We start from the raw sequence: 26,272 nt of genomic DNA on the forward strand, positions 1-26,272 counted from the left end.
CCCCCGGTTCGTCGCGGATTTCCTGAGCTGCCTTCTTCGCGGCATTACGGGTTATTGCCGTAATTGCGGCTATTTCCAGAGATATTTTCTGTACGCCGGAAAGCGCGCTCAGAGCACCCGCCGGCAGATGTGTTGTGGGCAATTTAGTTGTGCCCAATTTAGTTGTGGGCAATTTAGTTGCACGCAATTGATTGCCGGGTGAAGCAGTTGCGTCCGACTCGAAGCCGGGCGAACCGGGGTCACCGGCGCCGGCCCCGGACGAGCCGGCAGCGCCCGACCCGGCGGTAGGCGAGCCGGCGGCACCCTGCCCGACCCTGGACGAGCCGGCGGCACCTGGCTCAGCCCCGGACGAACCGCCGGCACCCGATCCGGCCGCGGACGAACCGGCGGCGTCCAGCCCGCCGACAGGTGAGCCGGCACCACCCGGCCCGGCACCACCCGGCCCCGCAGCACCCGACCCGGCACCACCCGGCCCCGCGGCACCCGGCCCCGCAGCACCCGACCCGGCACCACCCGGCCCCGCGGCACCCGGCCCCGCGGCACCCTGCCCGGCGGCACCCGACCCGGCACCACCCGGCCCGGCGGCACCCGACCCGGCACCACCCGGCCCCGCAGCACCCGACCCGGCACCACCCGGCCCCGCGGCACCCGGCCCCGCGGCACCCTGCCCGGCGGCACCCGGCCCAGCAGCACCCGGCCCAGCAGCACCCGGCCCAGCAGCACCCGGCCCAGCAGCACCCGGCCCAGCAGCACCCGGCCCAGCAGCACCCGACCCGGCAGCACCCGGCCCAGCAGCACCCGACCCGGCAGCACCCGGCCCAGCAGCACCCGACCCGGCAGCACCCGGCCCAGCAGCACCTGGCCCGGCGGCGGCACCCGGCCCCGCGGCAGGTGAGCCGGCGGTATCCCGGCCGGTCCCGGAGAAGCCGGCGGCGTTGGATCCGGCCGGGGAGGGGGCAGCCGCGGGTGGCGCGACGGCCCGGCCGGTCGGATCGGACTGGGTGGTGCGGTCGGGGTGGGATGGGGACAGGGGGCCGGTGGTGATGAGGATGGCGCCGGTGAGGATGGCTGCGGCCGCGGTGGTGGAGACGACGAGGGGTTGGCGCATGGCGTTGGCCTCTCAGGTCGCGGCGGCGCCGGAGGGGCGGTCGCCTTGCCGGGGACCAACGGCGGGGCCGGGCGACGGTGACTGCGGGCGGGGGCGGTGGGCGGGCTTCGGGCGTACCGTGAAATGGGGGGTTGAGCTGGATCTTTGGGGGTGGTGCGGGGTGGGTGGGCATCGCACAGTCGCACGGACAAATGGGACACTTCATTCTTGCGGGGTAAGCCGGGGAGGTGAACTTGGCGACCGTGCGGACGGTCCCTGGCGACCGCCTGGCGTAGCTACCGTTTCGCGGTGCGTAACCGCTACCTGGATCTGCTCCGCGCCGCCGCCATCCTGCGGGTCGTGGTCTACCACCTGTTCGGCTGGCCGTGGCTGTCGATTCTGTTGCCTGCGATGGGCATCATGTTCGCGCTGGCCGGTTCGCTGACAGCCGCCTCTCTCGACAAGCGTTCCGCCGGGAAGGTCGTGACCTCCCGGCTGCGCCGCCTGCTGCCACCGTTGTGGCTGCTCGGGGCGCTCGCCGTACCTTTCATGATCTATCTGGGGTGGGCCGGGCAGGACGGCGGTGAGTCGCCGTGGAGCTGGAAGCTCGGGCTGTGGATCCTGCCGGTCGGTGATCCGCCGGGCAGCATCGCGGGCATCGACGCGTGGGAGCCGCTCTGGTACATCCGGGCGTACCTGTGGTTCGTGGTGTTGTCGCCGTTGATGTATCTCGCCTACAAGAAGACCGGGTGGTTCGCGGTGGCCACCCCGCTGGTGCTGCTGGCGGTGCTGGACCGGACCGGGTTCTCGTTGCCGTTCGGGCGGGCGGACTCGGCGATGTGGGATTTTGTGACGTACGGGGCGTGCTGGGTCGCCGGGTTCGCGCATCATGACGGGCGGCTGTTCCGGCTGCGGGCGGGGATCGCGTATCCGCTGGTGGCGGTGCTGGGTGCCGCGGCTCTGTACTGGCTGCACGGGCACGGGGCGGACACCGACTACGACCTGAACGAGTTGCCCGAGGCGCAGGCGCTCTGGTCGGTGGCGTTCGTGATCCTGGCGTTGCGCTGGCGGCCGGACATGACGTGGCTGACGTACGTGCGGCCGCTCGACCGGACGGTGACGCTGCTCAACGGGCGGGCCGTGACGATCTACCTGTGGCACAACATCGCGATCGCGGCGATCTGGCCGGTGCTGACCGTGCTGGCGCTCGACGATCTGAGCGGCGGCATGGAGGGGCCGATCGAGCTGGCCATGACGCTGCTGCTCACGGGGGTCGCGGTGCTGGCGTTCGGCTGGGCGGAGGATCTCGCCGCCAGGAGGAAGCCCCGGCTCTGGCCCGCGGCGCCGGCCACCGCCCGAGCCACGCCCGGCGGCGATGGCGGCGGTCCAGGCGCACCGGCCACCCCGCCGGCGACGCCGATACAGCAGGCACGCCCGGACGTCGCGGGTGACATCTACGAGGATGAGCCGACCCTGTCGATCGGGATCGGGACGCCGGAGCAGCGCCGCCCGGTCGAGGATCACGACGGCCCGCTCGACCGGTACGGCCCGGTCCACGAACCGGGGCCCGAGCTCCACGCCGAGGAGGAGCCCTCGGTCACCTGGTTCAGCCAGCCCGAGAAGCATTGAACGACGAGATGGGCGGAATGAAACATTCTCACCGATGCGGGGTAATTGCCCGCTAGCCTGAGGCGATGGGGCAGCCCGGACAGACGGTGCCACCGGCAGGGACGCCTGCCGGTGTGCCGTCGCTGGTGTTCCGGGCGGGTTCGCTGCTGTGTGCGCTGCGGCTGGACGAGGTCATCGAGACCATGCGGCCGCTGGCCACCCACCCCCTCGCGGGCACCCCGGCGTACGTGAGCGGCATCTGCATCATGCGGGGCGTGCCCACCCTGGTGGTGGATGTGGCGCGGCTGCTCGGGGGTGGCGAGGCCGAGGTCGTGCGGTTCGTCGCGGTGCGGACCGAGCGCGGCCCGGTGGCGTTCGCGACCGGGGCCATCGGCGGCGTACGCCCGGTCGCCGCGGACACCGCCGGCCGGCAGGAGGCGCTGCTCGGTGACGCCCCGGCCCGCCTCGTGGCCGCGATCGGGACGATCGACGCGGAACCGGTGCTGCTGCTGCAGAGCATGCGCCTGGTCCCCGACGAGGTGTGGGCGGCGGCCGCGGCATGAGCGCTGACGTCGAGCGGTTCCGGGCGGTGCTCTCCGCGAAGCTGGGCTGGGTCTTCGATCCGAGTGACAGCCCGCAGCTGGCCCAGGTGCTCGCGAAGCGGGCCGGCGCGGCGCGGCTGGACCAGGCCGCGTACCTCGCGAAGCTGTCCGGCGGTGGGCCCTGGCCGGCGGAGATGAACGCGCTCGCCGAGGAACTCACGATCAACGAGACGTACTTCTTCCGGCACGGTGAGCAGTTCCGGGCCCTGCAGGAGGCGGCGCTGCCCGAGCGGATCCAGGACCGGTCGAGCCAGCGGGTGCTGCGGATGCTGTCGGTGGGGTGCTCGTCGGGTGAGGAGGCGTACACCCTGGCGATCGTGGCCCGGGAGCTCCAGCCGGGCCCGGACTGGATCGTGTCGGTGCTGGGCCTGGACGCGAGCCCGACGGTACTCAAGCGCGCCGCCGCCGCCCGGTACTCCGCGTGGTCGTTGCGGGAGACCCCGGACACGATCCGCCAGCGCTGGTTCCACCCCCGGGACGGGCTGTACGAGCTGGACGCCGGCATCCGGTCGACGGTGCAGTTCCGGCAGTACAACGTGGCGACCGAGGACGTGTCGCTCTGGCGCGCCGAGCAGTACGACGTGATCTTCTGCCGGAACCTGCTGATGTATCTCACGCCGGAGGTGCAGGCGGAGCTGGTACGCAGGATGACCCGCTCGCTCGCCACCGGCGGCTACCTCTTCCTCGGGCACACCGACTCGCTCGGCAGCCGCCCCGACGGTCTCGAGCCGATGCACACGCACCGCACGTTCTACTACCGCCGCTCCACGGTGTCGACGATGCCGCCGCCGGCTCCGGCACCGATGCCCCCGCCTCGCGTGGAGAAACGCGCAGAGACGAAAGAACCGGCAAGACACAGCGACGCGTACGACCGCGCGCTGGGCCTGCTGCGTGACGAACGGTTCGCCGATGCGCTGACCGTGATCGAGACGGACCCGCCCGAGCGCCCGGAGCCACGGGAGCGGTTGCTGCACGGGGTGCTGCTGGCCCAGGCCGGGCGGCTGCGGGACGCCGAGACGATCTGCCGGCGCCTGCTCGACACCGACGGGCTCTACGCCGACGCGCATCACCAGCTCGCCGTCTGCCTCGAGGGTGCGGGCGACGTGTCCGGGGCGCTCGAGCAGTACCGGCTGGCCGCGTACGTGGATCAGGATTTCGCCATGCCGCGGCTGCGGCTGGGGCTGCTGGCCCGCCGCCGGGGTGAGAACCGGGTGGCCGGTCCGGAGCTGGAGCGGGCCCTGGCGCTGCTGCGCCAGGAGCACGAGGACCGGATCGCGCTGTTCGGCGGTGGTTTCGGCCGCATCGCGCTGACCACTCTGTGCCGGGCCGAGCTCGATGCCTGTGGGGTACGCCGATGAGCCCGACCGAAGTGACCGACCGGCTGACCGAGCTGCGCGCCGATTTCGACCGCTCGTTCGCCGAACCGGCCCGCCGCCACGACGCGGAGCACGCCGAGCTGCTCGCGGTGCATGCCGGCGGCCGCCCGTACGCGCTGCGTCTCGCCCAGGCCGCCGGGGTGCACTCGGACCGCCCCGTGACGCCGCTGCCCGGCCCGCAACCGGCCCTGCTCGGCGTCGCCGGCTTCAGCGGCGCGATCGTCCCCGTCTACGACCTGGCCGCCCTGCTCGGTCATCCCGTCCCGGAGCGTCCCCGCTGGCTGGTGCTCGCCGCGGGTTCTCCCCCGCTCGCGCTCGCCTTCCACGAGCTCGACGGGCACGTCCGGGTGAGCGCCGCGGTCATCGTCGGGGAGCCGGACGGCCATGACGGGCGCGACGTGCTGCGCGGCATGGTCCCGCTGCCCGGCGGGACCCGCCCGATCGTCGATCTTCCGGCCGCCCGTGCCGTCGTGCACCGGCTGACCGGCCACACACAGGATGTCTTCGAGGAGCGATGATGGCCAAGCGAACGTTCGGCAACAAGCTCTGGCTGGGCTTCGGGGTCACCGTGGCGCTCACCCTGATCATGGGTACGGCGTCGGTGACCGCGCTGACCGTCGTCGTGCACGCCAAGGACGACGCGATCAACCTCGCGGTCAACGACCTGGTGTCCGCGGAGCACCTCACCACCGAGGCGGAGAGCCGGATCAGCGACTACCGCGGCTTCCTGTTCTACGACACCGAGGACTACCTGGACGCCACGAACTCGGACCGCGACGAATTCCTGAAGATCGTCAACCAGCTGCGCAGCACGCTCACCGATTCGACGGCCCAGTCCCTGCTGAGCACGGTGACCACCACCGAGGCGAAGCATGCCGAGGCGATCTCGGCGGTCATCGCGCTCCGGCAGCAGACCACGGACCTCGGTCCGATCCGCAAGGCCAGCAACGAGACGGTCACCCCGCTGCGCAAGGCACTGCAGACGGCCATCAAGGACCTGACCACACGGGTACGCGCGGACGTCGTCACCGCCCGCACGTCCGCCACCGACCGCGCGAACCAGGCGATCGTGCTGATCATCCTGCTGGCCCTGCTGGCCACGGCGTTCGCGGCGGGGGTGGCCTGGCGGCTGAGCCGGGACCTGCGCCGGGAGGTGGGTGCCGCGGTCGGGCACATCCAGAGCTCGTCGGCGGAGCTGGAGGCCGCCGCCGCGCAGCAGGCCAGCGGCGGGCGTGACCAGGCCAGCGCGATGAACGAGATCACCACGACGATCAGCGAGCTGCTGATCACGTCGCGGCAGATCGCGGACAGCGCCCAGCGGGTGTCGAAGATCGCCGAGGAGACGTCGGAGGCGGCGCGCAACGGTGACGCCACGATCGAGCAGACCCGGGCGTCGATCTCCGCGATCCGCTCGCAGGTGGACCAGATCGTGCAGCACATGCTGGCGCTCGGTGAGAAGTCCCAGCAGATCGGCGGGGTCGTCGACCTGGTCTCGGAGCTGGCCGAGCAGACGAACATCCTGGCGATCAACGCGACGATCGAGGCCAGCGGCGCCGGTGAGTGGGGGCGCAGGTTCGCGGTGGTCGCCGAGGAGATCCGCAAGCTCGCCGACCGGACGGCCGGTTCCGCCAAGGAGATCCGGGCCCTCATCGACGATGTACGCGGTGCGGTGAACACGACAGTGATGGCCACCGAGATCGGCGCGAAGTCCGTCGACGCGGGATCCCGGCAGTTCGACGAGGCGACCGGCTCGTTCCGGCGCATCGCGCACCTGGTGGCGACCACGAACGACGCGACGCGCGAGATCGAGCTGTCCACCGCGCAGCAGTCCACCGCCGTCGAGCAGGTCAACGTGGCCGCCGGCGACACGGCGCGGGTGACCCGCGAGACCGAGGCCAGCGCCGTGCAGACGAAGCAGACCGCCGCGCACCTGTCCAACCTCTCCGGTGACCTGCTCGAACTGGTGGGCACCGGTCGCCGATGAGCCAGGACCCGCTGCGGTACTTCCGCATCGAGGCACGCGAGCTGGTCGACCAGATCAGCGCGGGCGTGCTCGACCTCGACCAGCAACCGGGCACCGAACTGGTCGCCCGGCTGCTGCGCTTCGCGCACACCCTCAAGGGCGCGGCGCGGGTCGTGCGTCAGCAGGACATCGCGGACCGGGCGCACAAGTTCGAGGAGGTGCTGGTCCCGCATCGCACGGACGAGGGGCCGCTGCCCGCGGACGAGATGCGCGAGCTGCTGCGGCTCAACGACGAGATCGAGGCGTACGTCGCCCGGCTCGAACCCGCCGCGGCCGCGGCGCAAGCCGCAGCCGCCGCGACCGCGGTAGCCCCCGCCGAGCCGCCTGAGCTACGCGCGGAGTCGAAGCCCGAGCCTGCGCCGGCACCGAAGCCCGCTCCGAAGCCCGTCGCCAAGAAGGACGAACCGGTCGCGCGGGCCACCACCACCGATGTGGACGATCTGCTGGACGCCGTCGGGGAGACGCACGCGCGGTTCGCACCGCTCCGGACCGGGAGCACCGCTCTCGACCGGTTGCACCGCTCCGCGGAATCCCTGGCCTATCAGCTGCGGGTGGGGCGCACCCCCGGCCAGGCCGAGGCGGCCCGCAGCGCGGCCGTGCGGCTCGCCGGGGAGCTGGGCATGCTCGGGCGCCGGCTCACCGACACCGTGGAGCAGGTGGAACGCGAGCTCGACGAGGTCCGTGGCCGGGCCGAACGGTTGCGCCTGGTCGCGGCCTCCAGCATCTTCACGGCGTTGCACCGCGCGGTCCGCGACGCCGCCGACGCGCAGGGCAAACGGATCCGCTTCGAGGGGCGCGGCGGTGACCTGCGCATGGACCCGCAGGTGCTCGCGCTCGCCAACGGCGCCCTGCTGCACGTGGTCCGCAACGCCGTCGTGCACGGCATCGAGGACGACGAGGTCCGGGCCGCCGCGGGCAAACCCGCCGAGGGCCATGTGGTCGTCGAGATCCAGCGGCGCGGACGGTACGCGGCATTCCTGTGCACCGACGACGGACGTGGCTTCGACCTGGCGGCGGTCCGGCGCACCGCCGAGGCGCGCGGGCTGCTGATGCCCGGTGGCACCGAGCCCGACCAGCAGACCCTCGTCGACCTGGTGCTGCGCGGCGGGATCAGCACGTCCCCGACCGTGACCGAGGTGGCCGGGCGGGGCATCGGGCTCGACGTGGCCCGCGACGTCGCCGACCAGCTCGGCGGGGACGTCGGCGTGCGCACCGAGGCGGGCGGGGGCACCACGATCGAGCTGGTGCTGCCGCTGGCGTTGCTGTCGCTGCACGGGCTGGTCGTCGAGGCCGCGGGGACGGTGGCGACGGTTCCGCTGGACTCCGTGCGTACCTGTGTGCGGTTGCTGCCGGAACAAGCGACGGCCGCGGCCGTCACCGGGAAGATGGCGCACGACGGCGAGGCTGTGCCCTTCCTGCCGCTGGCCCGGGCGCTGTACGCGGGCACGACCGTCCCGGAGGGCGGCGGCCCGGGGGTCGCGGTGATCGTCGAGGCGGACGGGGAGGCCGTGGCGGTGGGGGTCGACCGGCTGGCGGGAACGTCCACGCTGGTGCTGCGTCCGCTACCGGCCCTGGCCCCGGCCGCCGCGGTGATCGGCGGGGTGTCGATGGACCTGGACGGCAACCCGCGGCTGGTGCTGGACGCGCAGGGGCTGGTCGCCGAGACCGCCCGGCTCGGGCACGGCGGTGCCGCACCCCTCGAGGCCGCACGGCGCCTGCCGATCCTGGTCGTCGACGACTCGCTCACGACCCGGATGCTCGAACGCAGCATCCTCGAATCCGCCGGGTACGAGGTGGAGGTCGCCGCCTCGGGGGAAGAAGGCCTCGAAAAGGCCCGCAGCAGGGACTTCTGTCTGTTCCTGACCGACATCGACATGCCCGGGATCGACGGGTTCACCTTCGTGTCGGAGACCCGCGCCGACCCGGAGCTGGCGGGCGTGCCCGCGATCCTGGTCAGCTCCCGGGCCAGCGCCGAGGACCGGGCCCGGGGTGCGGCGGCCGGGGCCAGCGCGTACGTGGTCAAGGGCGAGTTCAACCAGGAGGAGCTGCTCGCCCACATCCGCAGGCTGGTGCCCTCATGATCCGGGTGGTTGTCGTCGAGGACTCCGCGACGATGCGGCACCTGCTGCGCGAGTCGCTGGCCGCCGACCCCGACCTGCAGGTGGTCGGCGAGGCCCTCGACGGGCGCGAGGCGGTCGACATGGTCGGCCGGCTGCGCCCGGACGTCGTGACCATGGACATGATGCTGCCCACCATGAGCGGCCTGGTCGCCACCGAGCACATCATGGCGGAGTTCCCCACGCCGATCCTCGTCGTGTCGTCCGCCGACCGGCAGGAGCTGTTCAGCACCTACAACGCTCTCGCCGCCGGCGCCGTCGACGTACTGGAGAAACCCCGCGGGGACGCCTCCGACGCCGGGTGGGGGCGCAGGCTCTGCTCATCGGTACGCCTGGTGTCGCGCATCCGGGTCATCACCCATCCACGGGCGCGACTCGACGGGCGTACCTCCTCATCCGCTCCTGTCCCCGCTCCTGTTGCCCCTCCCGTCGCCGTCCCCGACCCTTCGTCGTTGCGGCTGGTGGCCGTCGGGGCTTCCACCGGCGGGCCGGGCGCTCTGACCGATCTGTTGCGGTCATTGCCTTCGGGATTCCGTACGCCCGTGCTGTGCGTGCAGCACATCGCGGCGAGCGAACCGTTCGCGGTGGCGTTCTCCGACTGGCTCGCCGGGCAGAGCGGCCGCGCGGTCAGCTACGCCGTCGACGGCACCCCGGTCCGCTCGCTGACCGGGCAGGTGGTTATGGCCCCGCCGGACCGGCACATGCTGATCCGCGACGGCGTCCTGCGGCTCAGCAGCGCCCCGCCGCGGCATTCGTGCCGCCCGTCGGTGGACGTTCTCTTCGAGTCCGTGGCCACGGAATACGGCCCGTCCGCCGCCGGATGCCTGCTCACCGGGATGGGCCGCGACGGCGCCGAGGGGTTGCTGCGGATGCGCAAGCTCGGGGCGGTGACGTTCGCGCAGGACGAGGCGAGCTGCGTCGTCTACGGCATGCCCCGCGAGGCCGCGCTGCTCGGTGCCGCCGCGCACATCATGGCGCCCGCCCGCATCTCAGCGCAGCTCGCCACCCTGTCCAGCGCCTCCAGCCGTACCCCGGGCGGCCTGCGATGAGCGTCCCCGCCGGGCGGCCTGCGATGAGTGTCCCCGTCGTGCTGATCGTCGACGACAGCCTCACCGTGCGGATGGATCTGCACGAGGCGTTCGAGGCGGACGGCTTCATCACGATCCTCTGCGCCACCGGCACAGAGGCCCGCGCGGCGTTCGAGAACGGCGGCTTCGACGTCGCCGTGCTCGACGTGCTGCTGCCCGACGCGGACGGCGTCGAGCTGCTCCGGGAACTGCGCGCGCGGCCCGGCGGTGAGCGTACGGTCACGGTGCTGCTCTCCAGTGAGGCCGAGGTCGCGGACCGGTTGCACGGGCTGCGCACCGGTGCCGACGAGTACGTGGGCAAGCCGTACGACGCCGGCTATGTCGTCGGCCGCTGCCGCCAGCTGCTGGGCGACGGCGAGGTTCCGGTCTCCTCGGCCACGACGGTCCTGGTCATCGATGACAGCGTGACCTTCCGCGAGCAACTGCGCGAGCTTCTCGAACCCGAGGGGTACGCCGTGATCACCGCCGCGTCGGGTGAGGAGGGCCTGCGCACGGCCGCGGACCGGCGCCCGCAGGCGGTCATCGTCGACGGGATCATGCCCGGCATCGACGGTGCCACGGTGATCCGCCGGATGCGGCTCGACCCCGCGCTGCGCGACACGCCCTGCCTACTGATGACGGCCGCCGACGATTACGCGACCGAGGTGCAGATGCTCGAGGCGGGCGCCGACGCGTTCGTCCGCAAGCAGCAGGACCTCGCCGTGGTCCTCGCCAAACTCGCCGCGGTCGTCCGCACCAGCGCCGAACGCCTGCCGTTCGAGGCGATCGGCAGCCTCCACGGCCCGGGCAAGGTCCTCACCGTCACCCGGGAACGCCACCGGCTGGCCGAGCTCGGCGACGCCCTGCGCGAGGACGGCTACGACGTGGTCGCCGCCGACAACGGCGACGACGCCCTCGACCTGCTCGCCGCCCAGCCCGTCGACTGCATCGTCCTCGGCCTCGGCGACGGCGCCCGCGAGACGTGCATGCGCATCAAGGAGGTCCCCCAGATCGGCGCCACTCCCCTGGTGATGACCGGCGACCACGACGACGCCCTGCTCGACTGTCTCGCCGCCGGCGCCGACGACTACGTCCGCTGGGCCGACGGCACCCAGGCCCTGCGCGCCCACGTCCACGCCCAGATCCGCCGCAAGCAGTCCCTCGACGAGAGCCGCCGCATCCGCGAGGAACTCATGCGCCGCGAACTCGACGCCGCCGGCGAACGCGCCGCCCGCCAGCTCGCCGAGACCCGGGCCGCCCTGGTCGAGGAGCTCGAATGGCGCAACCGCGAGCTGGAGGCGTTCAGCGGCTCGGTCTCCCACGACCTGCGCGGCCCGCTGCAGATCATCAGCAGCTTCGCCGAGACCCTGCTCGACGAGGACGAGGAACCCCTCGGACCGCAGGGCCGCCACCGCATCCAGCGCATCCACGCCGCCGCCGGCCGGATGGCCGACCTCGTCGAATCCCTGCTCCTGCTCGCCCGCGCCAGCCGCGGCGACCTGCGCCGCCAGCAGTTCGACATGACCATGACCACCTGGCAGGTCATCGGCGAGGTCGAGGCCCGCGACCCGAGCCGCAAGGTCGACTTCACGGTCGCCCCGGACATGACCGCCGACGCCGACGAGGGCCTGGTCCGCGTCATCCTCGAGAACCTCATCAACAACGCCTTCAAATTCACCCGCAAGGTCGAGCACCCCGTCATCGACGTCGGCTGGACCGGCCCCGCCGACAACCCCCGCTACCACATCCGCGACAACGGAGCCGGCTTCCCCGCGGGCAAGGCCATCGAACTCTTCCGCCCCTTCGCCCGCCTCCACAGCGCCGACGAATTCCCCGGCACCGGCATCGGCCTCACCACCGTCCACCGCGCCGTCGAACGCCACGGCGGCGAGATCCACGCCGAGGGCGAAAACGGCCGCGGCGCCACCTTCTGGTTCACCCTCCCTCCCACCCGCTGACCGCCACCAGCCCAGCCTGCTCGTGGACACCACCTCGGCCGGAGCGGGCTGATCGACGTCGCCGGGTATCCGCTAGCTGAGCAAGGGACGCAGGATCTGGATGTCGTGGCGATCCTTGCGGCGATCCAGCGCTTCCTTGTATCGGAGAACATCCGTCAACTGGGCAAAGGGCAGGCCCTGGATCGTCTCGGCGCGGTCGATGAGGTCGTCGGCGTCCCAGTCGGGGGAGATCCAGCCCTGAGAGAACTGGATCAGGCCGCCCCAGAACACTGCCATCGGGGCGTTGTTGTGGGTGCCCCTGCCCGTCATACCGTGCAGAGAGACGCAGCGCCACGCCGCCCCCCGCGCCACGATGTCGAGATCGCTCACCCGGGTGCGCAGGTTGTGCGCGAGCAGCGGGCCGCTTCCGAAGATGACGAAATCGCGGCGGTCGAGCCCGAGGTAATCGACGAGTGTGACCAGGCGTCTTATCAGCCGGTCATCCGTGAAGTCCACCGCCGGCGCCGCCTCGTTCATTTCAGCTCCTCTGCCGCTCGCGTCGGCGCCCGGCGCGAGGGCCGGGCATCAGCGATCGGGGGGCCGGCAGCTTCGTGTCCACCGTACCGCCGTCGGAACCGGCCGGAGGCCTTCCTTCGAGCTGACTGCATGCCACGATGATCTCGCGCCGCTGGTGCGGCCGGGAACCTTCTAGGGCCCTGTCGAACCGGCGGGTCCGCGCGGCCTGCACGATCCAGGTGCGCAGCACCGACGTCACACAGCCCGCGACAATGCCGGCCACAGCGACGAACGGCGCGATATCGCGCGCGGTCTCGAGGATCTGACCCGCCGGCATATGTCCTCCCCGCCCGTCAGTTGACCGTGAGATCGCCGTTGGCGACCTCACGGAGTGCGGACGGCCGGAGAACCGTGATCACCTGACGGCCGGTGCCGATGATGCCCGCGCCCTTCAACCGGCCGATGACCTTCTTTACCGAATCGAGCTTCTTGGCGCCGATCAGCGCGGCGAGATCCTGCTGGCTCAGGCGCAGCACCACCGTGCCTTCGGCGGCCGTCTCGCCCAGCCCGGAGTCGGCGAGCTCGATGAGGCGCTTCGCCAGTTGCTGCTCGATGGCCAGCTCCGACTCGACGTTCTTCATCGTCGCCCGGTCCGCCATGTCGTCCGTCATCGCCAACAGGGCGTGCATCGCGCGCGGATGGTCGTACAGGAACTGCAGCCAGCGGCCACCCGGCAGGTAGAGAGCCTCCACGTCGTCGAAGGCGACGATCGAGGCCATCCGCGGCTTCGTCCGGATGACCGCCATCTCCCCGACGATCTGGCCCGGGCCCCGGATGTCGATGATGCGGGGCGGGCGACCCCGCATCGCCTTGACATGGCCCTTCCTGATCAGCAGGGCGAAGTCACCGTGCTCGCCCTCGAGGAAGAAAGGGTGACCGGCGGAGCGATGGATCGTGTGACCGAGCTTCTCCAGCTCGGCCAGCTCCTCCGCTGTCAGGAGCGGCAGTACCCGTTCCAATGACTGATCTTCCATAGATGAAAGTGTATTACTACACTTTACCGAGAGCAACAGAACACCACTATTTATTTACTTACAGTGATCTTGGCACTGGCACGGCACCGGCACTCGCACGCCCGCCGACAGGCAGCGGCCCCCGTCCTACCCGCGAGGGAGAGAACGGAGGCCGCTGACAGGCGCGGGTCAGTCGGTTGCCAGGGCAGCCACCGGGCTGACCTTCGCGGCCTTGCGGGCGGGGAGCACCCCGGCCAGCGCCGTGAGCACCACCAGCGCGACGAAGACCGCGGCCAGTTGCCATACCGGCAGTGCGAGCGGGGCCTGCAGGCCGAGGGACTGGATGGCGAGCCACGCGTACGGGACGCCGAGCAGCAGGCCGATCGCCGCGCCGAGGACGCCGTAGAGCGCGGATTCGGTGGTCAGCATCGTGCGGAGACCGGCGCGGGACAGGCCGACGGCGCGGAGGAGGCCGGATTCGCGGACGCGTTCGACGACGGACAACGCCGTGGTGGTGCCCACGCCGACGACTGCGATGAGGACCGTGAGCCCGACGAGGCCGATGGCGATCGCGAGGACGCCGTTGAGGACGCCGTTGAGCTGGTCGCGCTGGTCGGCGAGGACCTCCATGCCCAGGCCGGCGCGCCCCTGGGTCAGTTTCTGCACGGCGTTCAGGGCCGCGTTGCGCCCGTCCTCGCCGGTTTTCGCCGAGTCCGCGAGCATCCCTGTGAGCCCGGCGGGAGCACCCAGCGTGGTCAGGTCGGCGGGGTCGACCAGCAGGCTGGCCTGCAGGGGTGCGTTGTCGGGCAGGACCGCCGCGACGATGACCTGGACCTTGTGGCCGGCCGAGGTCAGCGTGGTGGTCTGGCCGGCGCCGAGGCCGGTGTAGTCCGCGGCGAAGCCGGTGAGCACGATCCGGCCCTTGCCCATGTCGGCGAGGGTGCCGGTGCGGACGTCGAGGTTCTTCAGCGCGGGCAGTGTGGTCAGGCTCAGGTCGACCGCCTGCATGTCGGCGTCGGTGCCGGCGATCCGCACCGTGGGCAGGCGGCGGTAGCCGCTGATGTGGGCCAGGTCGGGGCTCTGCCCGGCCTTGGTGAGCAGGTCCGCGGGGATCAGGTCGTCGCCCTGGGCGGTGATCTCGAAGTCGGCCGGGGACGAGACGGCAAGGTCCCGGTCGGCGAGGATCCGGACCGAGGCGCCGGTGACGACGACGCCGGCGATCAGGGTGACGCCGAGCGCGACGACCACGGAGACGGCGGCCGCACGGCGGGGTGCGCCGCCGACCCCGCCGACGGCGAGCCGGCCGACCGGGCCGAGGCGGCGCAGCGGCAGGCCGAACAGGGCGAGGACGGGACGGACGATCAGCGGGCCGAGCATGATCAGCGCGAGGTAGGCGAGGGCACCGGAGGCGACGACGGCCATCAGCATGGGTTCGGGGTTGTAGTCCTTGGGGTCGCGGCCGGGCAGGTTGGTGGCCACGTAGACCGCGGGTGCGGCGGCTGCCAGCGCCGTCAGGGTGCCGAGGACACCGCGCAGGACGCCGATGCCGCGCTTGCCCTGGGTCGAGCCGGCCGCTCGCAGGGCTTCCAGGGGCGCCACGCGGGCGGCGGAGAACGCCGGGGCGATGACGGCGACGACGGTGATCAGCACGGCGAGCAGGACCACGCCGAGCATCGGAAGCAGGGGCAGCGTCGGGGAGGCGAGGTTCGTACCTGTCGCGCGTACCAAAGGAGGGATGCCGAAGCCGGCAGCGACCGCGAGGAGCACGCCTGCGACACCCACCGCGAACCCGGTCAGTGCCCCTTCCGCGGCGAGCGCTCGCCAGAGCGCGCCGCGGCCCGCCCCGATGGCCCGCAGCAACGCGAGCTGGCGCATCCGCTGGGCGAAGACGATCCGGAACGTCGACGCGGCGACCAGCCCGGCGGCGAGCACCGCGACCGCGACGAACACGTCGACGGCGATGAAGACCTGGTCGACGTCGCCGGCGGCCTCGCGCGCCTCGTTCGCCCGCATCTCGGCGCCGGTGACGACCGAGGCCCGCGGCTGACCCTCCGAGGGTTGGGGGCCGGCGTCGACGATGCCCTGGAGCGCCGCCTGGACGGTGGCCGGGTCGGTGCCGGGGGCGAGGCGCAGGTCGATCTGCTCCAGCCGGCCGGTGCCGTCGAGCTTGGTGACCGAGCTCAGGGGCGCGTACGCGATGAATCCGTAGTCGTTCTGACCCTCCACCATCCCGGTGACGGTGAGTGTCACGGGTTTGATCGGCTTGCCGTCGTCGTCCCAGCCGGTGGTGACGGTGACCGTCGAGCCGACGGGCAGGCCGAGCCGGTCCGCGGTGCGCGGGGTGACCGCGATCTGACCGGGAGCCGACGGGTACGCGCCCTGCGTCGTCCGCACCGCCGAGAGCGGCCCGCTGCCGGGGTCGGCGACGACGCCCAGGTACTGCCCGTTCTCCCCGCCGATCTGGGTGTCGGTGCTGAGCCGCCCGACGGCCTCGGCGACCCCGGGCACCTTCGCGGCGGCCGCGAGCTGACCGGTGTCGATCGGGACGCCGCCGAGCAGTTCCTTGTCCCCGATGAGCAGGTCGACCGCGGCGGGGGTGCCGCTGAGGCCGTCGAGCACGGTCCGCTCGGCGATGCTCTGGGCGAGCACGCTGGTGTAGACGACGAACGACGCGACGAGCACGGCGAGACCGGTCAGCAGCAGCCGCGCCGGGCGCCGGGCGACGCCGGCGAGCTGGGTTCCGAGGACCTTCACCGGCGGGCTCCCAGCTCCTGCAGAGCGGCGGCGATCGAGCCGTGGTCGGGGTCGTGGAGCTCCCCGGCGATGCGTCCGTCGGCGAGCATGACGACGCGGTCGGCGTACGCGGCGGCGCCCGGGTCGTGGGTGACCATGACGACGGTCTGGCCGAGCTCGCGCACCGAGTTGCGCAGGAACGTCAGCACCTCGGCGCCGGAGCGCGAGTCCAGGTTGCCGGTCGGCTCGTCGGCGAAGACGACCTCGGGACGCGATACCAGCGCCCGGGCGACCGCGACCCGCTGCTGCTGGCCGCCGGACAGCTCGCCGGGGCGGTGCGTGAGCCGGCCGGTGAGACCCAGCGACTCGGTCAGGTGCTGCAGCAGTCCGCGTTCGGCGCTGCGCCCGGCGAGTTCGAGCGGCAGGAGGATGTTCTGCTCGGCGGTCAGCTGCGGGAGCAGGTTGAACGACTGGAAGACGAAGCCGATCCGCTCGCGGCGCACCTTGGTCAGCACCCGGTCGCTCTGGGCGGTCAGGTCGGTGCCGCCCAGCAGTGCCCGGCCGGACGTGGCCGTGTCCAGGCCCGCGAGGCAGTGCATCAGCGTGGACTTGCCCGAGCCGGACGGACCCATGATGGCGGTGAACTGGGCGCGGGCGAAGCCGACGGTGACGCCGTCGAGGGCACGGACGGCGGTGTCACCGGTGCCGTACACCTTCACCAGGTCCACCGCGGCGACGGCTGTCGCCTGGGTGATGTCCGGGGCCTGCAGCGGGTGCATCGGTCCTCCAAGATTTCTGTGCGAAGTCAACGAGACACAGCCTGGGGTAACCGGGCATACCCGCACATCGGCCCGCAGCGGGGATCGCGGCCCGGCGTGGATCTGTCTTTCGGCCGATGGGGAGCGACTGACCAGCCATTACGCTGGGTCACGATGCTGACGCAAAGAAATCTGCTGGTACGGACGGCCCAGGTGGTCGCCCTGTTCCTGATGTTCTGCCTGGGCCTGTTCGACCTGGCCGCCGGCACACTGACGGACGCGGGCATCCAGACGGCCCTGTTGCGGGTGCTGTGCGCGATCGCCACGGCGGCCGTCTGGCTGCCGCTCTACCAGCAGGGCTCGCGACGGCTGCCGATCAACGCGCTCGCGGTCAGCGTGTTCTCACTGCTGCTGACCCTGCGGCTCGCCGCGGCGGACTCCGGGACCCGCAGCTACGGGTTCGCCGAGACGGCCGGCCTGCTCATGGTCGTCTACGTGGTCGCCCGGCGAGGTCAGCCGCGCTGGTCGATCGGCGCGATCCTGGCGCTCGGGATGGCGGTCGGCTTCCTGCCGCTGCGCGGCGGCCTCGGCTACTACTCGGTCATCATCGGCCTGATCCAGGGTCTCGCGGCGACCGCCGTCATCGGCGCGGGCGTCTACCTGCGGACGATCGAGAGCAACAGGCGAAGGGCGATGGATTCCGTACGCGCGGAGCAGCGCGCCGAATTCGCCCGCGACCTGCACGACTTCATCGCCCACCACGTCACCGGCATCGTCGTGCAGGCCCAGGGCGCCCGGTACATCGCCGAGCAGGACCCGCAACGCGCGATCGAGGCCCTCGAGCGCATCGAGTCCGCGGGCGCCGAGACGATGGCGTCGATGCGCCGCATGGTCGGTGTCCTGCGCGATCCCGACGCGGAACCGGACGCCCCGCTGGCACCGCTCGCCGGGGTGGACGAGCTGAAACCACTGCTCGAGCAGTTCACCGCGGCCGGCGGCGCACTCGCCCGCCTGCACGTGGAAGGGGACACTTCCGGCCTGCCCGTCGAGGTGTCCACCTCGGCGTACCGGGTCGTGATGGAGGCGCTGACCAACATCCGCCGGCACGCGCGGGGCGCCCGGGTCGCGGATGTGTGGATCCGGCGTACCCCCGAATGGCTCCTGGTCCGGGTCGCCAACGACGGCGAGGCTTCCGGTCCGCCACGCGAGGCACCGGGGTACGGTCTGGTGGGCCTGCAGGAGCGGGTCCGCGCGGTCGGCGGCCGCATCACCGCCGGGCCGGGCATCGACGGCGGCTGGGTGGTCGACGCGGCACTCCCCCTCGACCGGGCGACAGCGTGGTGACCGTTTCTGACCCTCGACCGGCTGTTTCTGACAGGAGCAACACAGTGATCCGCGTGCTGATCGCCGACGACCAGGCGATGGTCCGGACGGGCTTCGGAATGATCATCGGAGCGCAGCCGGACATGGAGGTGGTCGGCGAGGCCGCCGACGGCGTCGAGGCGGTGGCCCTGGCCCGCAGCCTGCGCCCCGACGTGGCGCTCTTCGACATCCGGATGCCCCGCATGGACGGCCTCGAGGCGCTGCGGCTGCTCTCCGGCCCCGGCGTCAAAGACCCGGTCAAGGTCGTCGTGGTGACGACGTTCGACCTCGACGAGTACGTCCACCAGGCGCTGCGGGGCGGTGCGGCGGGCTTCCTGCTCAAGGACTCCGGCCCGGCCCTGCTCGTGGAGGCGGTCCGAGCGGCGGTCTCCGGCGACGCCCTGATCAGCCCGTCGATCACCGTACGGCTGCTGGAGCACCTGTCCCCGCCCGCACCCGCCGGCGACGACGGCGGCCTGTCCCCCCGCGAGCTCGACGTCGTGAAACTCGCCGCCCGCGGCCTCACGAACGCCGAGATCGCCCAGCAGCTCTTCATCTCGGTCGGCACCGTGAAGACCCACCTGGGCAGCGTCCAGACCAAGCTCGGCGCCCGCAACCGCGTCGAGATCGCCGCCTGGGCCTGGGAACGCCGCCTCGTCAGCGGTTAGGCACCTGTCGGGAGCCAGTAGCGGCGGACCCGGCCGATCTCGGTGGTGCGGATGTCCTCCAGCACGCCGCCGTTCTTCTCGATCGTGCGGCGCGAGGCGGCGTTGTCCACGTTGCACGAGAGCAGAGCACGATCAATACCGAGTTTCTTCGCGTACGCGAGGACTTGCCGCAACGCCGCGCCCGCCAGACCCTTCCCGCGCGCGGCGGGGCGCACGCCGTAGCCGATGTGGCCGCCCGCCTCGAGCAGGAACTCGTTGAGCTCGTGCCGCAGCGAGATCGTGCCGAGGATCTCGTCACCCTCGACGATCCACCAGTAGGTGCAGTGCACCCAGTCCGGGGCGGGCTCGATCGCCGGGTCGGACTCGCGCAGCAGCCTGCGGACGAACGCCGCGAAGCCGTCCGTGGTGTCGACATCGTCGCCGGGGCGCATGCCGGACCCGTCCTGGTGGACGCCGATCCCCCAGTCGTCGCGGGCGTCGAGCCACTGCCGGTGCAGCCGGGACGTCGGGGCGATCAGTTCCGGCACGGGGGCTCCTCGGGTCGTTCGTCGGGTTCGGGGGTCTCCAGCCGGGTCAGTATGCGGCGGGCCATGTCCCCGAACTGCGCCAGCTCGGCGGGGCTCAGCACGTCGAGCACGAGCGAGCGGACGATCTCGACGTGACCGGGGGCGCTGTCGAGGACCTTCTCCCAGCCGGCCCCGGTGAGCACGGCGTTGGTGTAGCGCCCGTCCTCGAGACAGGCTCGGCGCTCGACCCAGCCCTTGGCCTCGAGCCGTTTCACCACGTGCGACAGCCGGGAGAGGGACCCGTTCGCCAGCGCCGCCAGCGCACTCATCCGGCGGGTGCGCTCCGGCGCCTCGGACAGGTTCGCCAGCACGAGGTACTCGAAGTGGCTCAGCCCCGAGTCGCGTTGCATCTGCGCGTCGAGGGCGGCCGGCAGCCGCAGCAGCAGGCCGCCGACGGGCAGCCAGGACTCGAGCTCCCCGGGGTTCAGCCAGCGGGGCGGATCGACGGGTTCGGCACTCACGACCCCATCGTAGCGGCGGCTTGAAGCGTCAACAGGCGCCGGATCTGTTCCTGCCGGGTGGCGGTCATCGCCTCGGCCAGCGCCTTCACCTGCGGGTCCCGCCCGCCGGCGGCCTCCATCCGGGCGACCTGCACGACATTGTGGAGATGCCCGAGGAGCATGTTCACCGCCGTACGGTCGAAGGCGTCTCCCTGCGCCGCGGTGAGCTCCGCGATGTCGGAGGCCCGCAGCGAGTGCAGGTCCCCGTGCCCGGCGTGCACCCCCGTGTCGGGGTCGGCCTCGACGGGCTCGTCCCAGTCACCGAGCCGGCCGCGCATCTGCGTGCTCTCCCTGGCCCACTGCTCGTGCAGCTCGGCGGTGAGGACGCGGACCCGGGCGTCGCCCGCGCGCTGGGACGCCGGCTCCGCCACCCGGTCGCCCTGCGCGATGTACTCCAGACTCATCTGCAGGAACATCACATCGGTGCTGTTGTGCCGGTCCGCCGGGGCAGAGCCGCACCCTGCCAGGATCATCACGACCACCAGCAGGGCGCTTCTCATCGTCAGACCCGTTCCCACAACGCGGGGACGTTGGGCGGCTCCCACCCGGCGAGCGCGGTGTGGGCCTGCCGGCAGCGGTACGAGAGACCGCCGTAGGTGACGAGGTTGCCCGGCACGTACGCCGTACCCGCGGCCCAGGTCCCACCCGCCGGAGGCGGTGTCGTTGTGGGCGGTGTCGTCGTCGGGGGTGTGGTGGTCGGCGGGGTCGTCGTGGGAGGCGTCGTGCTGCCGCCGCCGATGTTCACATCGACGCAGGCGTAGAACGCGTTCACGGTGTCGGCGATGTTCCACCGGGCGAGCACGGTCTGCCGCCCGCTGAACCCGCCCATGCTGACCGTGTGCGACTTCGTGGCCCCCGGCTGGGCGCCGCCGTCGTTGAACGACGCCAGCAGCGTGTTCCCGATGAAGTACTCCCACGTCGTGGTCGAGTGCCGCGCGGTCAGCACCCAGTTGAACGTCACGCTCTGCCCGACGGTCGCCACGGGCCAGTTCTTGCTGGTGTCGTTGAGCACGGTGAACCGCGACCCGCCACCGTTGCACTGCTTCGAGCCCTTCGGCGCCTCGACGCTCTGCGGCTCGTAGACGATGTCGCCACAGTTCGCGACGGCACCGCTCGCGCAGTTGGCCTGCCGGCTGGGCGGGGACGAGATGTAGCCGTGCGCACTGGCGGGCACCACCGCGACGAACAGGGATGCGGTGACGGCGGCGATGCTGAACAGGGGAAGGGTGATCCGGCGTCGCATGAGGTCCTCCTTCATGGGGGGACGGCAGGCCGGGTGGGGGATCCCGGCCCGCCCGCCGGAGCCTTGGGGACGACCCCGGCGATGTGCGCTCAACATAAGTTAAAGCTTGTTAACAGTAAATAGACGAAACGAAGTTTTTCTATATAAGGCTGCTCCGGCCGGGATGGCATGATCACCGCGTGGACGAGATCGAATCGGCGATGCACGCGCTCGGCCGGGCTTTCGCCGCCGGCCTGACCCGGCCCGGCACGGAAATCGTCACTCTCAGCCGGTACGGGCTCGAGGCGCGCACCTACGACGCCGCAGGAAACCCCGGCCTCATCGGCGGCTTCGACTCCGCGTTCCTGGACGCGCTGAAGACCGCCGCCGGCGTCACCGACATGGTGGTGGAGCTCCGCGGCAGCGACACCGGCACCTATGTGGTCAGTTACGCCACCGGGCTGGCGTCGCTGCCACCCCGGGCCGTCCTCGACCCCGCATACCGCTTCCCGGGCCATCCCGCGCCGGGCATGCCGAAACCGGCCGCCGCGACCAACGACGGGCGGCCCACCGATCCCGCCGTGCTCGCCGAGGTCCGGGCCCTGGTCGCCGCGTTCGGGACGAGCTTCCCGCCCGGCTACGGCGAGGAGGAGATTCTCGCGGTCGAGAACCAGCTGGGCGTACGCCTGCCGGAGGAACTCCGCGCCCTCTACCGCACGATCCACCACGACCCGTCCGAGTCGGGTCTGCTCGGCCGGTTCAGCCCCGTGCCCCTCGACCAGATCGTGAAATGGTACGAATTCGCCGAGCCGGATGCCGGCTTGTTCAAGAGTGACCCGGTCGTCTTCGAGAGCTACCCGCACGGTCGCGTCAAACGGGTGGCCCGCAGCGACTGGTGGGTGACGTTCGCCCCGGACTACGGCATGAACTTCGCCGCCGTCGACCTCGACCCGGCACCCGGCGGCACCTACGGCCAGATCATCGAGTTCGGGCGCGACGTATGGGGACCGGTCCGCTACATCGCGCCGTCGGTCCTCGCCCTGCTGCGCGAGCCGGGCCTGTCCGAGAGTCCGGCGGGCCCCCAACCACACACGACCCCCGCCGACCCGGACAGGACCCAGCACGTCCACCTGCGCGGCACCGACGAGGTGATCCTGAGCGACCTGGCCGGACTCCCCCACCTGCGCTCGATCACCGCGATCGACCGGAGCCACGGGGCCACGTCCGCCGACCTGGCCATCCCGGCCGGGCTTCCGGTGGAGATCGTCGACATCGAGGCCGGCGCCTTCGACCCGGGCCTGCTGGCCACCACGCCCACCCTCAGGTACGTCAGACTGGCCGGCAACACCACCCCGGTGTCGATCGCGGGGCTCGCCGCACTGCCCGAGCTCCTGCGCCTCGACGTGTCCGAGGCCGCCGTGTCCGACATCGCCGCCGTCGCAACGTTCCCCGCCCTGAAGGTCCTCGTCCTCAGCGGCCGCCAGTGGACCGAACTCCTCGCGACCGGCTGGCAGCCGGGCCGCCTGGCCGGCGCCGCGATGGGCGGCCTGGTCGGCGTGCATGACGCGGTCGCCTGGAACACCGCCATCGGCGGCGGCACCGTCGAGCACCGGACCGTCTCGGCGGAGGAGTAGCTTGCGCGGCGCTGACTCGCACCGGACGGCCCGGCGGCGAAATGACTTGCGCGGCGATGGTGGCTCGGGGAGTGTGGCCGGTCGACCTTGCGGAGGGGCAGCATGACTCGGGTATTTCTGCGGCCGGACGATGTGCGTGATCTGGTCCGCGACCATTTCGGGGCTGGGCGGCGGCTCGTCGCGCTGGACCGGCTGACGGGTGGCACGAAGAAGGGCGTCTACCGGTTGCGGCTCGACGACGCGACCAGCGCGATCCTCTACGTGTGGTCGGCAGGCGAGAACTACTGGCCGCCGTCGGAGACCGTCCCTGACGATCCGTTCACCGACGCGTCGGGGGCCGCGCTGTTCGGTGCCAATCATGCGGCGCTGCGCGCTGCGGGCGTACGCGTGCCTGATCTGGTGATGCTGGACCGGGACGGCCGGTATCTCGACGCCGACCTGGCGCTCGTCGAAGATGTGGGCGGAGTGAAGCTCGAGTCGCTGATGGACGGCAACCCCGAGCTCGCCGCCGCGCCGCTGGCCACGCTCGGTGAGTCACTGCGGCGCATGCACACGACTCTGTCCCCGCACTACGGCCGGCTCGCGGCGATCGAGCTCGGCGAGGCCCCGCAGGCCCGGCGCACCGAGGACATCATCGTGGACCGGGCTCTCGGTCACCTCGCCGCAGCCGCACCACGCGACGCCCGCCTGGCCGGCGCGCACGACCGCATCGTCTCGCACGTGGCGTTTCTGCGCGCCGCGGTAGCGCCGCGGACCACCTACGGGCTGGTCCACGGCGAGCTCGGGCCGGACCACGTGTTCGTCACGGCCGCCGGGGAGCCCGTACTGATCGACATCGAGGGTTTGACATATTTCGACGTGGAGTGGGAACACGCGTTCTTGCAGCTGCGCTTCGGGGACGCGTACCCGGCGCTGCGTCCGGTGGATCTCGACCCGGCCAGGCTGGAGCTGTACCGCTATGCCCAGGTCCTGGCCCTGATCGAGGGGCCGCTGCGGATCGCGGACACCGACTTCCCCGATCGGCAGTGGATGCTCGACCTCGCCGAGTGGAACATCACCAAGGCGCTGCGGTCCATGGCGGACGAGCCAGAGATATAAGCGTTTCGATATCTTGTGCGTGGTGGCATGTTCCTGTTCTCCTACGGCCAGCCGGGAATCGGCCTCGACCCCAGGAGCACCCATGAAACTCAGAACGGTGACGGCAGGACCTGCCCTAGCTGTTTTAGCCGCGGTGACGGTGGCGCTCAGCGCCCTGCCGGCGGCGGCATCGCCCGGCTCATCCCTGTCGGCGCCCGGCTCCACCCTGCTGGCCGCTCCGCCGGCTGTCAGCGTCGCCAACGTCAACGCCCACCTGCAGCAGCTGCAGACGTTCGCCACCAGCAACGGCGGCAACCGGGCGACCGGCACCGCGGGTCACACCGCGACGACGACGTATCTGCAGCAGAAGCTGCAGGCGGCCGGTTACACCGTCACCGTGCAGACCTGCACCACGTGCAGCGGCTCGGCGAAGAACATCATCGCCGACTGGCCGGGCGGTGACACCAGCAACACCTACATGTTCGGAGCCCACTCCGACGGCGTGTCGGCCGGGCCGGGGATCAACGACGACGGCTCCGGCACCGCCTCGCTCCTGGAAGCCGCGCTGCAGCTGGCCGCCAGCAACCCGACCATGACCAATCACCTCCGGCTCGGCTGGTGGGCCGGTGAGGAGCAGGGCCTGATCGGCTCCAAGTTCTACGTCAACTCGCTGACCACCGCGCAGAAGACCGCGATCAAGGCGTACGGCACGTTCGACATGATCGCCTCTACCAACGGCGGCTACTTCGTCACCGGCACCGACGCGGTCGCCGTGAAGCTGCGCGAGTACTTCGCCTCGATCAGCGTACCCACCGAGACCTCGACCGAATGCTGCAGCGACGACGGCTCGTTCCGCAACGCCGGCATCCCGTCGTCGATCAACTCCACCGGCGCGAGCTACACGAAGACCAGCGCCCAGGTCACCAAGTGGGGCGGCACGGCCGGAGCGGCGTACGACCCGTGCTACCACAAGGCGTGCGACACCTACCCGTCGAACATCAACACCACGTCGCTGGGCCGCTGGGCCAACGCCGAGGAGTACGCCCTCTGGACCCTCACCACGGCCACGTCGACGGCCAACGACTTCTCGGTGTCGCTCGGCGCGAGCTCGGGCGCGGTGAACCCGGGCTCGTCCGTCACGGCCACGGTGAGCACCGCCACCACCTCCGGCAGCGCGCAGACCGTCGCGCTGACAAGCTCCGGCGCCCCCACAGGTGTCACCGTGAGCTTCAGCCCGGCGTCGGTCACCTCCGGCGGCTCGTCCACCATGACCGTCGCGACCACCGCGTCCGCCGCGCCCGGTTCGTACACCATCACGGTGACGGGAACGGGTTCCGCCAGCCACAGCGCTTCGTACACGCTGACCGTCAACGGGACCGGCGCGTGTGCGAGCCCCGGCCAGAAGATCGGCAACCCCGGCTTCGAAACCGCGACGACGCCGTGGACCGCGTCGAGCGGCGTCATCGGCGCGAACACCGGCGACGGCGCGCCGCGAACGGGCACGCGTGACGCGTACCTCAACGGTTACGGCTCGACACACACCGACACGCTGTCGCAGTCGGTCACGCTTCCCGCCGGGTGCAGCACGTACACGCTGTCGTTCTACCTGAAGATCGGCACCGCCGAGACGACCACCACCACGCAGTACGACAAGCTGACCGTCAAGGCCGGCACCACCACGCTGCAGGTCTTCTCCAACCTCAACGCCGGCGCGTACACCCTGCGCTCGTACAACCTGGCCGCCTTCGCCGGCCAGACCGTCTCCCTCAGCTTCACCGGCGTCGAGGACTCCGGCCTCAAGACCTCCTTTGTCATCGACGACACCGCCCTCACCGTCAGCTGACAGCGGGCATCACCACCGGGCGGGACGTGTCTCTGCGCCCCGCCCGGTGTCATGGCACCCCGGCGATTTGTCACACGTACGAGCCCGCGGGGAGGGTTACCCACAATGTGGGGCTGTCCACAGCCGCCTGATCCGTTATGGCGGCGGCGTCGGGACAGGCCGTAGGTTCGGGGCCTCAGCGGTTCTGCGGAGCCCCACCGGTGCGGGTACGCGCTGCCGAAGCGTCGAAGGTGGTGGATCGCGGGTGACAGCTACGTGGGTCATGCGGTTGACCGGCGCTGTTCTCGGGCTCTGTGCGGCCATCCGGTATTACGGGCCGCGATAAACGGTTGGGGTCGAAGCCAGCATCGCGTTTAGCGGGAAAGTCGAGCCCGGTGCCGCCGGCTTCGACGGTCTTCTCAACCTTGACGCGCGCCTTGAGGCGGTCTGTGCGGAGTGGCGACCGGCAGCGACTCGTCCTAGTTGTCTCCACTAGCGTTTTCGCGGTCCAAGTCGTCGCGCCGGCGCGCTCTGACAGCGGCATGAGAGGGTGCCGCCGGAATAGTGAAGTGATCTCAGCAAGG

Annotated in this window: 23 protein-coding genes; 13 read left to right on the top strand and 10 right to left on the bottom strand. The window is 71.5% G+C overall.

Annotated elements, in window-relative coordinates; translation table 11 throughout:
* Window positions 1–108: 108 nt before the first annotated feature.
* On the bottom strand, window positions 109–876 hold the full coding sequence (locus tag Aco04nite_RS22950; protein WP_212999302.1) for a hypothetical protein: 768 nt from the start codon (window positions 874–876) through the stop codon (window positions 109–111).
* Between the two features lie 520 nt (window positions 877–1,396).
* On the opposite strand from Aco04nite_RS22950, the gene Aco04nite_RS22955 reads away from it, so the two are divergent.
* The 8 genes from Aco04nite_RS22955 to Aco04nite_RS22990 all read left to right on the top strand — a co-directional run bounded on the left by Aco04nite_RS22955 (window position 1,397) and on the right by Aco04nite_RS22990 (window position 11,838).
* Window positions 1,397–2,716, top strand: a complete 1,320-nt coding sequence (locus Aco04nite_RS22955; RefSeq protein ID WP_212999303.1) for an acyltransferase family protein — start codon at window positions 1,397–1,399, stop codon at window positions 2,714–2,716.
* Window positions 2,717–2,781: 65 nt separating this feature from the next.
* Window positions 2,782–3,258: a chemotaxis protein CheW gene (locus tag Aco04nite_RS22960; protein WP_244876217.1), complete on the top strand. Its 477-nt coding sequence runs from the start codon at window positions 2,782–2,784 to the stop codon at window positions 3,256–3,258.
* Window positions 3,255–4,655, top strand: coding sequence for a CheR family methyltransferase (locus Aco04nite_RS22965; RefSeq protein ID WP_212999304.1), 1,401 nt, complete (start codon window positions 3,255–3,257; stop codon window positions 4,653–4,655). Before Aco04nite_RS22960 ends, Aco04nite_RS22965 begins: the two co-directional genes overlap by 4 nt.
* Entirely contained in the window at window positions 4,652–5,191 is a 540-nt protein-coding gene (locus Aco04nite_RS22970) for a chemotaxis protein CheW (RefSeq protein WP_212999305.1), read from the top strand. The genes Aco04nite_RS22965 and Aco04nite_RS22970 overlap by 4 nt, the downstream gene beginning before the upstream one ends.
* Window positions 5,191–6,657, top strand: a complete 1,467-nt coding sequence (locus tag Aco04nite_RS22975; protein ID WP_212999306.1) for a HAMP domain-containing methyl-accepting chemotaxis protein — start codon at window positions 5,191–5,193, stop codon at window positions 6,655–6,657. The genes Aco04nite_RS22970 and Aco04nite_RS22975 overlap by 1 nt, the downstream gene beginning before the upstream one ends.
* Window positions 6,654–8,777: a hybrid sensor histidine kinase/response regulator gene (locus Aco04nite_RS22980; RefSeq protein WP_212999307.1), complete on the top strand. Its 2,124-nt coding sequence runs from the start codon at window positions 6,654–6,656 to the stop codon at window positions 8,775–8,777. The genes Aco04nite_RS22975 and Aco04nite_RS22980 overlap by 4 nt, the downstream gene beginning before the upstream one ends.
* Window positions 8,774–9,862, top strand: coding sequence for a chemotaxis-specific protein-glutamate methyltransferase CheB (cheB, locus tag Aco04nite_RS22985; RefSeq protein ID WP_212999308.1), 1,089 nt, complete (start codon window positions 8,774–8,776; stop codon window positions 9,860–9,862). Before Aco04nite_RS22980 ends, cheB begins: the two co-directional genes overlap by 4 nt.
* Before the next feature lie 23 nt (window positions 9,863–9,885).
* Window positions 9,886–11,838: a response regulator gene (locus tag Aco04nite_RS22990; RefSeq protein WP_212999309.1), complete on the top strand. Its 1,953-nt coding sequence runs from the start codon at window positions 9,886–9,888 to the stop codon at window positions 11,836–11,838.
* 72 nt (window positions 11,839–11,910) lie between these two features.
* Here Aco04nite_RS22990 and Aco04nite_RS22995 read toward each other — a convergent pair whose 3' ends face one another.
* The 5 genes from Aco04nite_RS22995 to Aco04nite_RS23015 all read right to left on the bottom strand — a co-directional run bounded on the left by Aco04nite_RS22995 (window position 11,911) and on the right by Aco04nite_RS23015 (window position 16,858).
* Entirely contained in the window at window positions 11,911–12,354 is a 444-nt protein-coding gene (locus tag Aco04nite_RS22995) for a hypothetical protein (protein ID WP_212999310.1), read from the bottom strand.
* Window position 12,355: 1 nt separating this feature from the next.
* The gene (locus Aco04nite_RS23000) at window positions 12,356–12,670 is read right to left on the bottom strand and encodes a hypothetical protein (protein WP_212999311.1); all 315 of its coding nucleotides are present in this window, start codon (window positions 12,668–12,670) and stop codon (window positions 12,356–12,358) included.
* A 16-nt stretch (window positions 12,671–12,686) separates the two neighbouring features.
* Complete coding sequence (locus Aco04nite_RS23005; RefSeq protein ID WP_212999312.1) at window positions 12,687–13,367, bottom strand: Crp/Fnr family transcriptional regulator; 681 nt, start codon at window positions 13,365–13,367, stop codon at window positions 12,687–12,689.
* Between the two features lie 168 nt (window positions 13,368–13,535).
* On the bottom strand, window positions 13,536–16,100 hold the full coding sequence (locus tag Aco04nite_RS23010; protein WP_212999313.1) for an FtsX-like permease family protein: 2,565 nt from the start codon (window positions 16,098–16,100) through the stop codon (window positions 13,536–13,538).
* The gene (locus tag Aco04nite_RS23015; RefSeq protein WP_212999314.1) at window positions 16,097–16,858 is read right to left on the bottom strand and encodes an ABC transporter ATP-binding protein; all 762 of its coding nucleotides are present in this window, start codon (window positions 16,856–16,858) and stop codon (window positions 16,097–16,099) included. Before Aco04nite_RS23015 ends, Aco04nite_RS23010 begins: the two co-directional genes overlap by 4 nt.
* A 153-nt stretch (window positions 16,859–17,011) precedes the next feature.
* Between Aco04nite_RS23015 and Aco04nite_RS23020 the strand changes: the two genes are divergently transcribed.
* Together Aco04nite_RS23020 and Aco04nite_RS23025 are read left to right on the top strand one after the other, a co-directional pair.
* A complete protein-coding gene (locus Aco04nite_RS23020; protein ID WP_212999315.1) occupies window positions 17,012–18,181 on the top strand; it encodes a sensor histidine kinase in 1,170 nt (389 codons plus the stop codon).
* Between the two features lie 44 nt (window positions 18,182–18,225).
* Window positions 18,226–18,867, top strand: a complete 642-nt coding sequence (locus Aco04nite_RS23025; protein WP_212999316.1) for a response regulator — start codon at window positions 18,226–18,228, stop codon at window positions 18,865–18,867.
* Here the strand turns inward: Aco04nite_RS23025 and Aco04nite_RS23030 are convergent.
* From Aco04nite_RS23030 to Aco04nite_RS23045, 4 genes are read right to left on the bottom strand one after another with little or no spacing between them, the layout of a single operon-like run.
* Complete coding sequence (locus Aco04nite_RS23030; protein WP_212999317.1) at window positions 18,864–19,394, bottom strand: GNAT family N-acetyltransferase; 531 nt, start codon at window positions 19,392–19,394, stop codon at window positions 18,864–18,866. The genes Aco04nite_RS23025 and Aco04nite_RS23030 overlap by 4 nt on opposite strands.
* Window positions 19,382–19,894 carry a MarR family winged helix-turn-helix transcriptional regulator gene (locus tag Aco04nite_RS23035; RefSeq protein ID WP_212999318.1) on the bottom strand — a complete coding sequence of 171 codons (513 nt, stop codon included), beginning with the start codon at window positions 19,892–19,894 and terminating at the stop codon, window positions 19,382–19,384. The genes Aco04nite_RS23030 and Aco04nite_RS23035 overlap by 13 nt, the downstream gene beginning before the upstream one ends.
* Window positions 19,891–20,433 (bottom strand): DUF305 domain-containing protein, encoded by a 543-nt coding sequence (locus Aco04nite_RS23040; RefSeq protein WP_212999319.1) that lies wholly within the window; start codon window positions 20,431–20,433, stop codon window positions 19,891–19,893. Before Aco04nite_RS23040 ends, Aco04nite_RS23035 begins: the two co-directional genes overlap by 4 nt.
* Before the next feature lie 2 nt (window positions 20,434–20,435).
* Window positions 20,436–21,176, bottom strand: a complete 741-nt coding sequence (locus tag Aco04nite_RS23045; protein ID WP_212999320.1) for a lytic polysaccharide monooxygenase — start codon at window positions 21,174–21,176, stop codon at window positions 20,436–20,438.
* Between the two features lie 179 nt (window positions 21,177–21,355).
* Here Aco04nite_RS23045 and Aco04nite_RS23050 point away from each other — a divergent pair, with 179 nt between their 5' ends.
* From Aco04nite_RS23050 to Aco04nite_RS23060, 3 genes are all read left to right on the top strand, one after another.
* Complete coding sequence (locus tag Aco04nite_RS23050; RefSeq protein ID WP_212999321.1) at window positions 21,356–22,789, top strand: SMI1/KNR4 family protein; 1,434 nt, start codon at window positions 21,356–21,358, stop codon at window positions 22,787–22,789.
* A gap of 102 nt (window positions 22,790–22,891) precedes the next feature.
* Window positions 22,892–23,887 carry a phosphotransferase family protein gene (locus tag Aco04nite_RS23055; protein WP_212999322.1) on the top strand — a complete coding sequence of 332 codons (996 nt, stop codon included), beginning with the start codon at window positions 22,892–22,894 and terminating at the stop codon, window positions 23,885–23,887.
* Window positions 23,888–23,969: 82 nt separating this feature from the next.
* Window positions 23,970–25,709, top strand: a complete 1,740-nt coding sequence (locus Aco04nite_RS23060) for a M28 family peptidase (protein ID WP_212999323.1) — start codon at window positions 23,970–23,972, stop codon at window positions 25,707–25,709.
* Window positions 25,710–26,272 lie beyond the last annotated feature (563 nt).

This window comes from Winogradskya consettensis (assembly GCF_018332715.1).
Taxonomy (GTDB): domain Bacteria; phylum Actinomycetota; class Actinomycetes; order Mycobacteriales; family Micromonosporaceae; genus Actinoplanes; species Actinoplanes consettensis.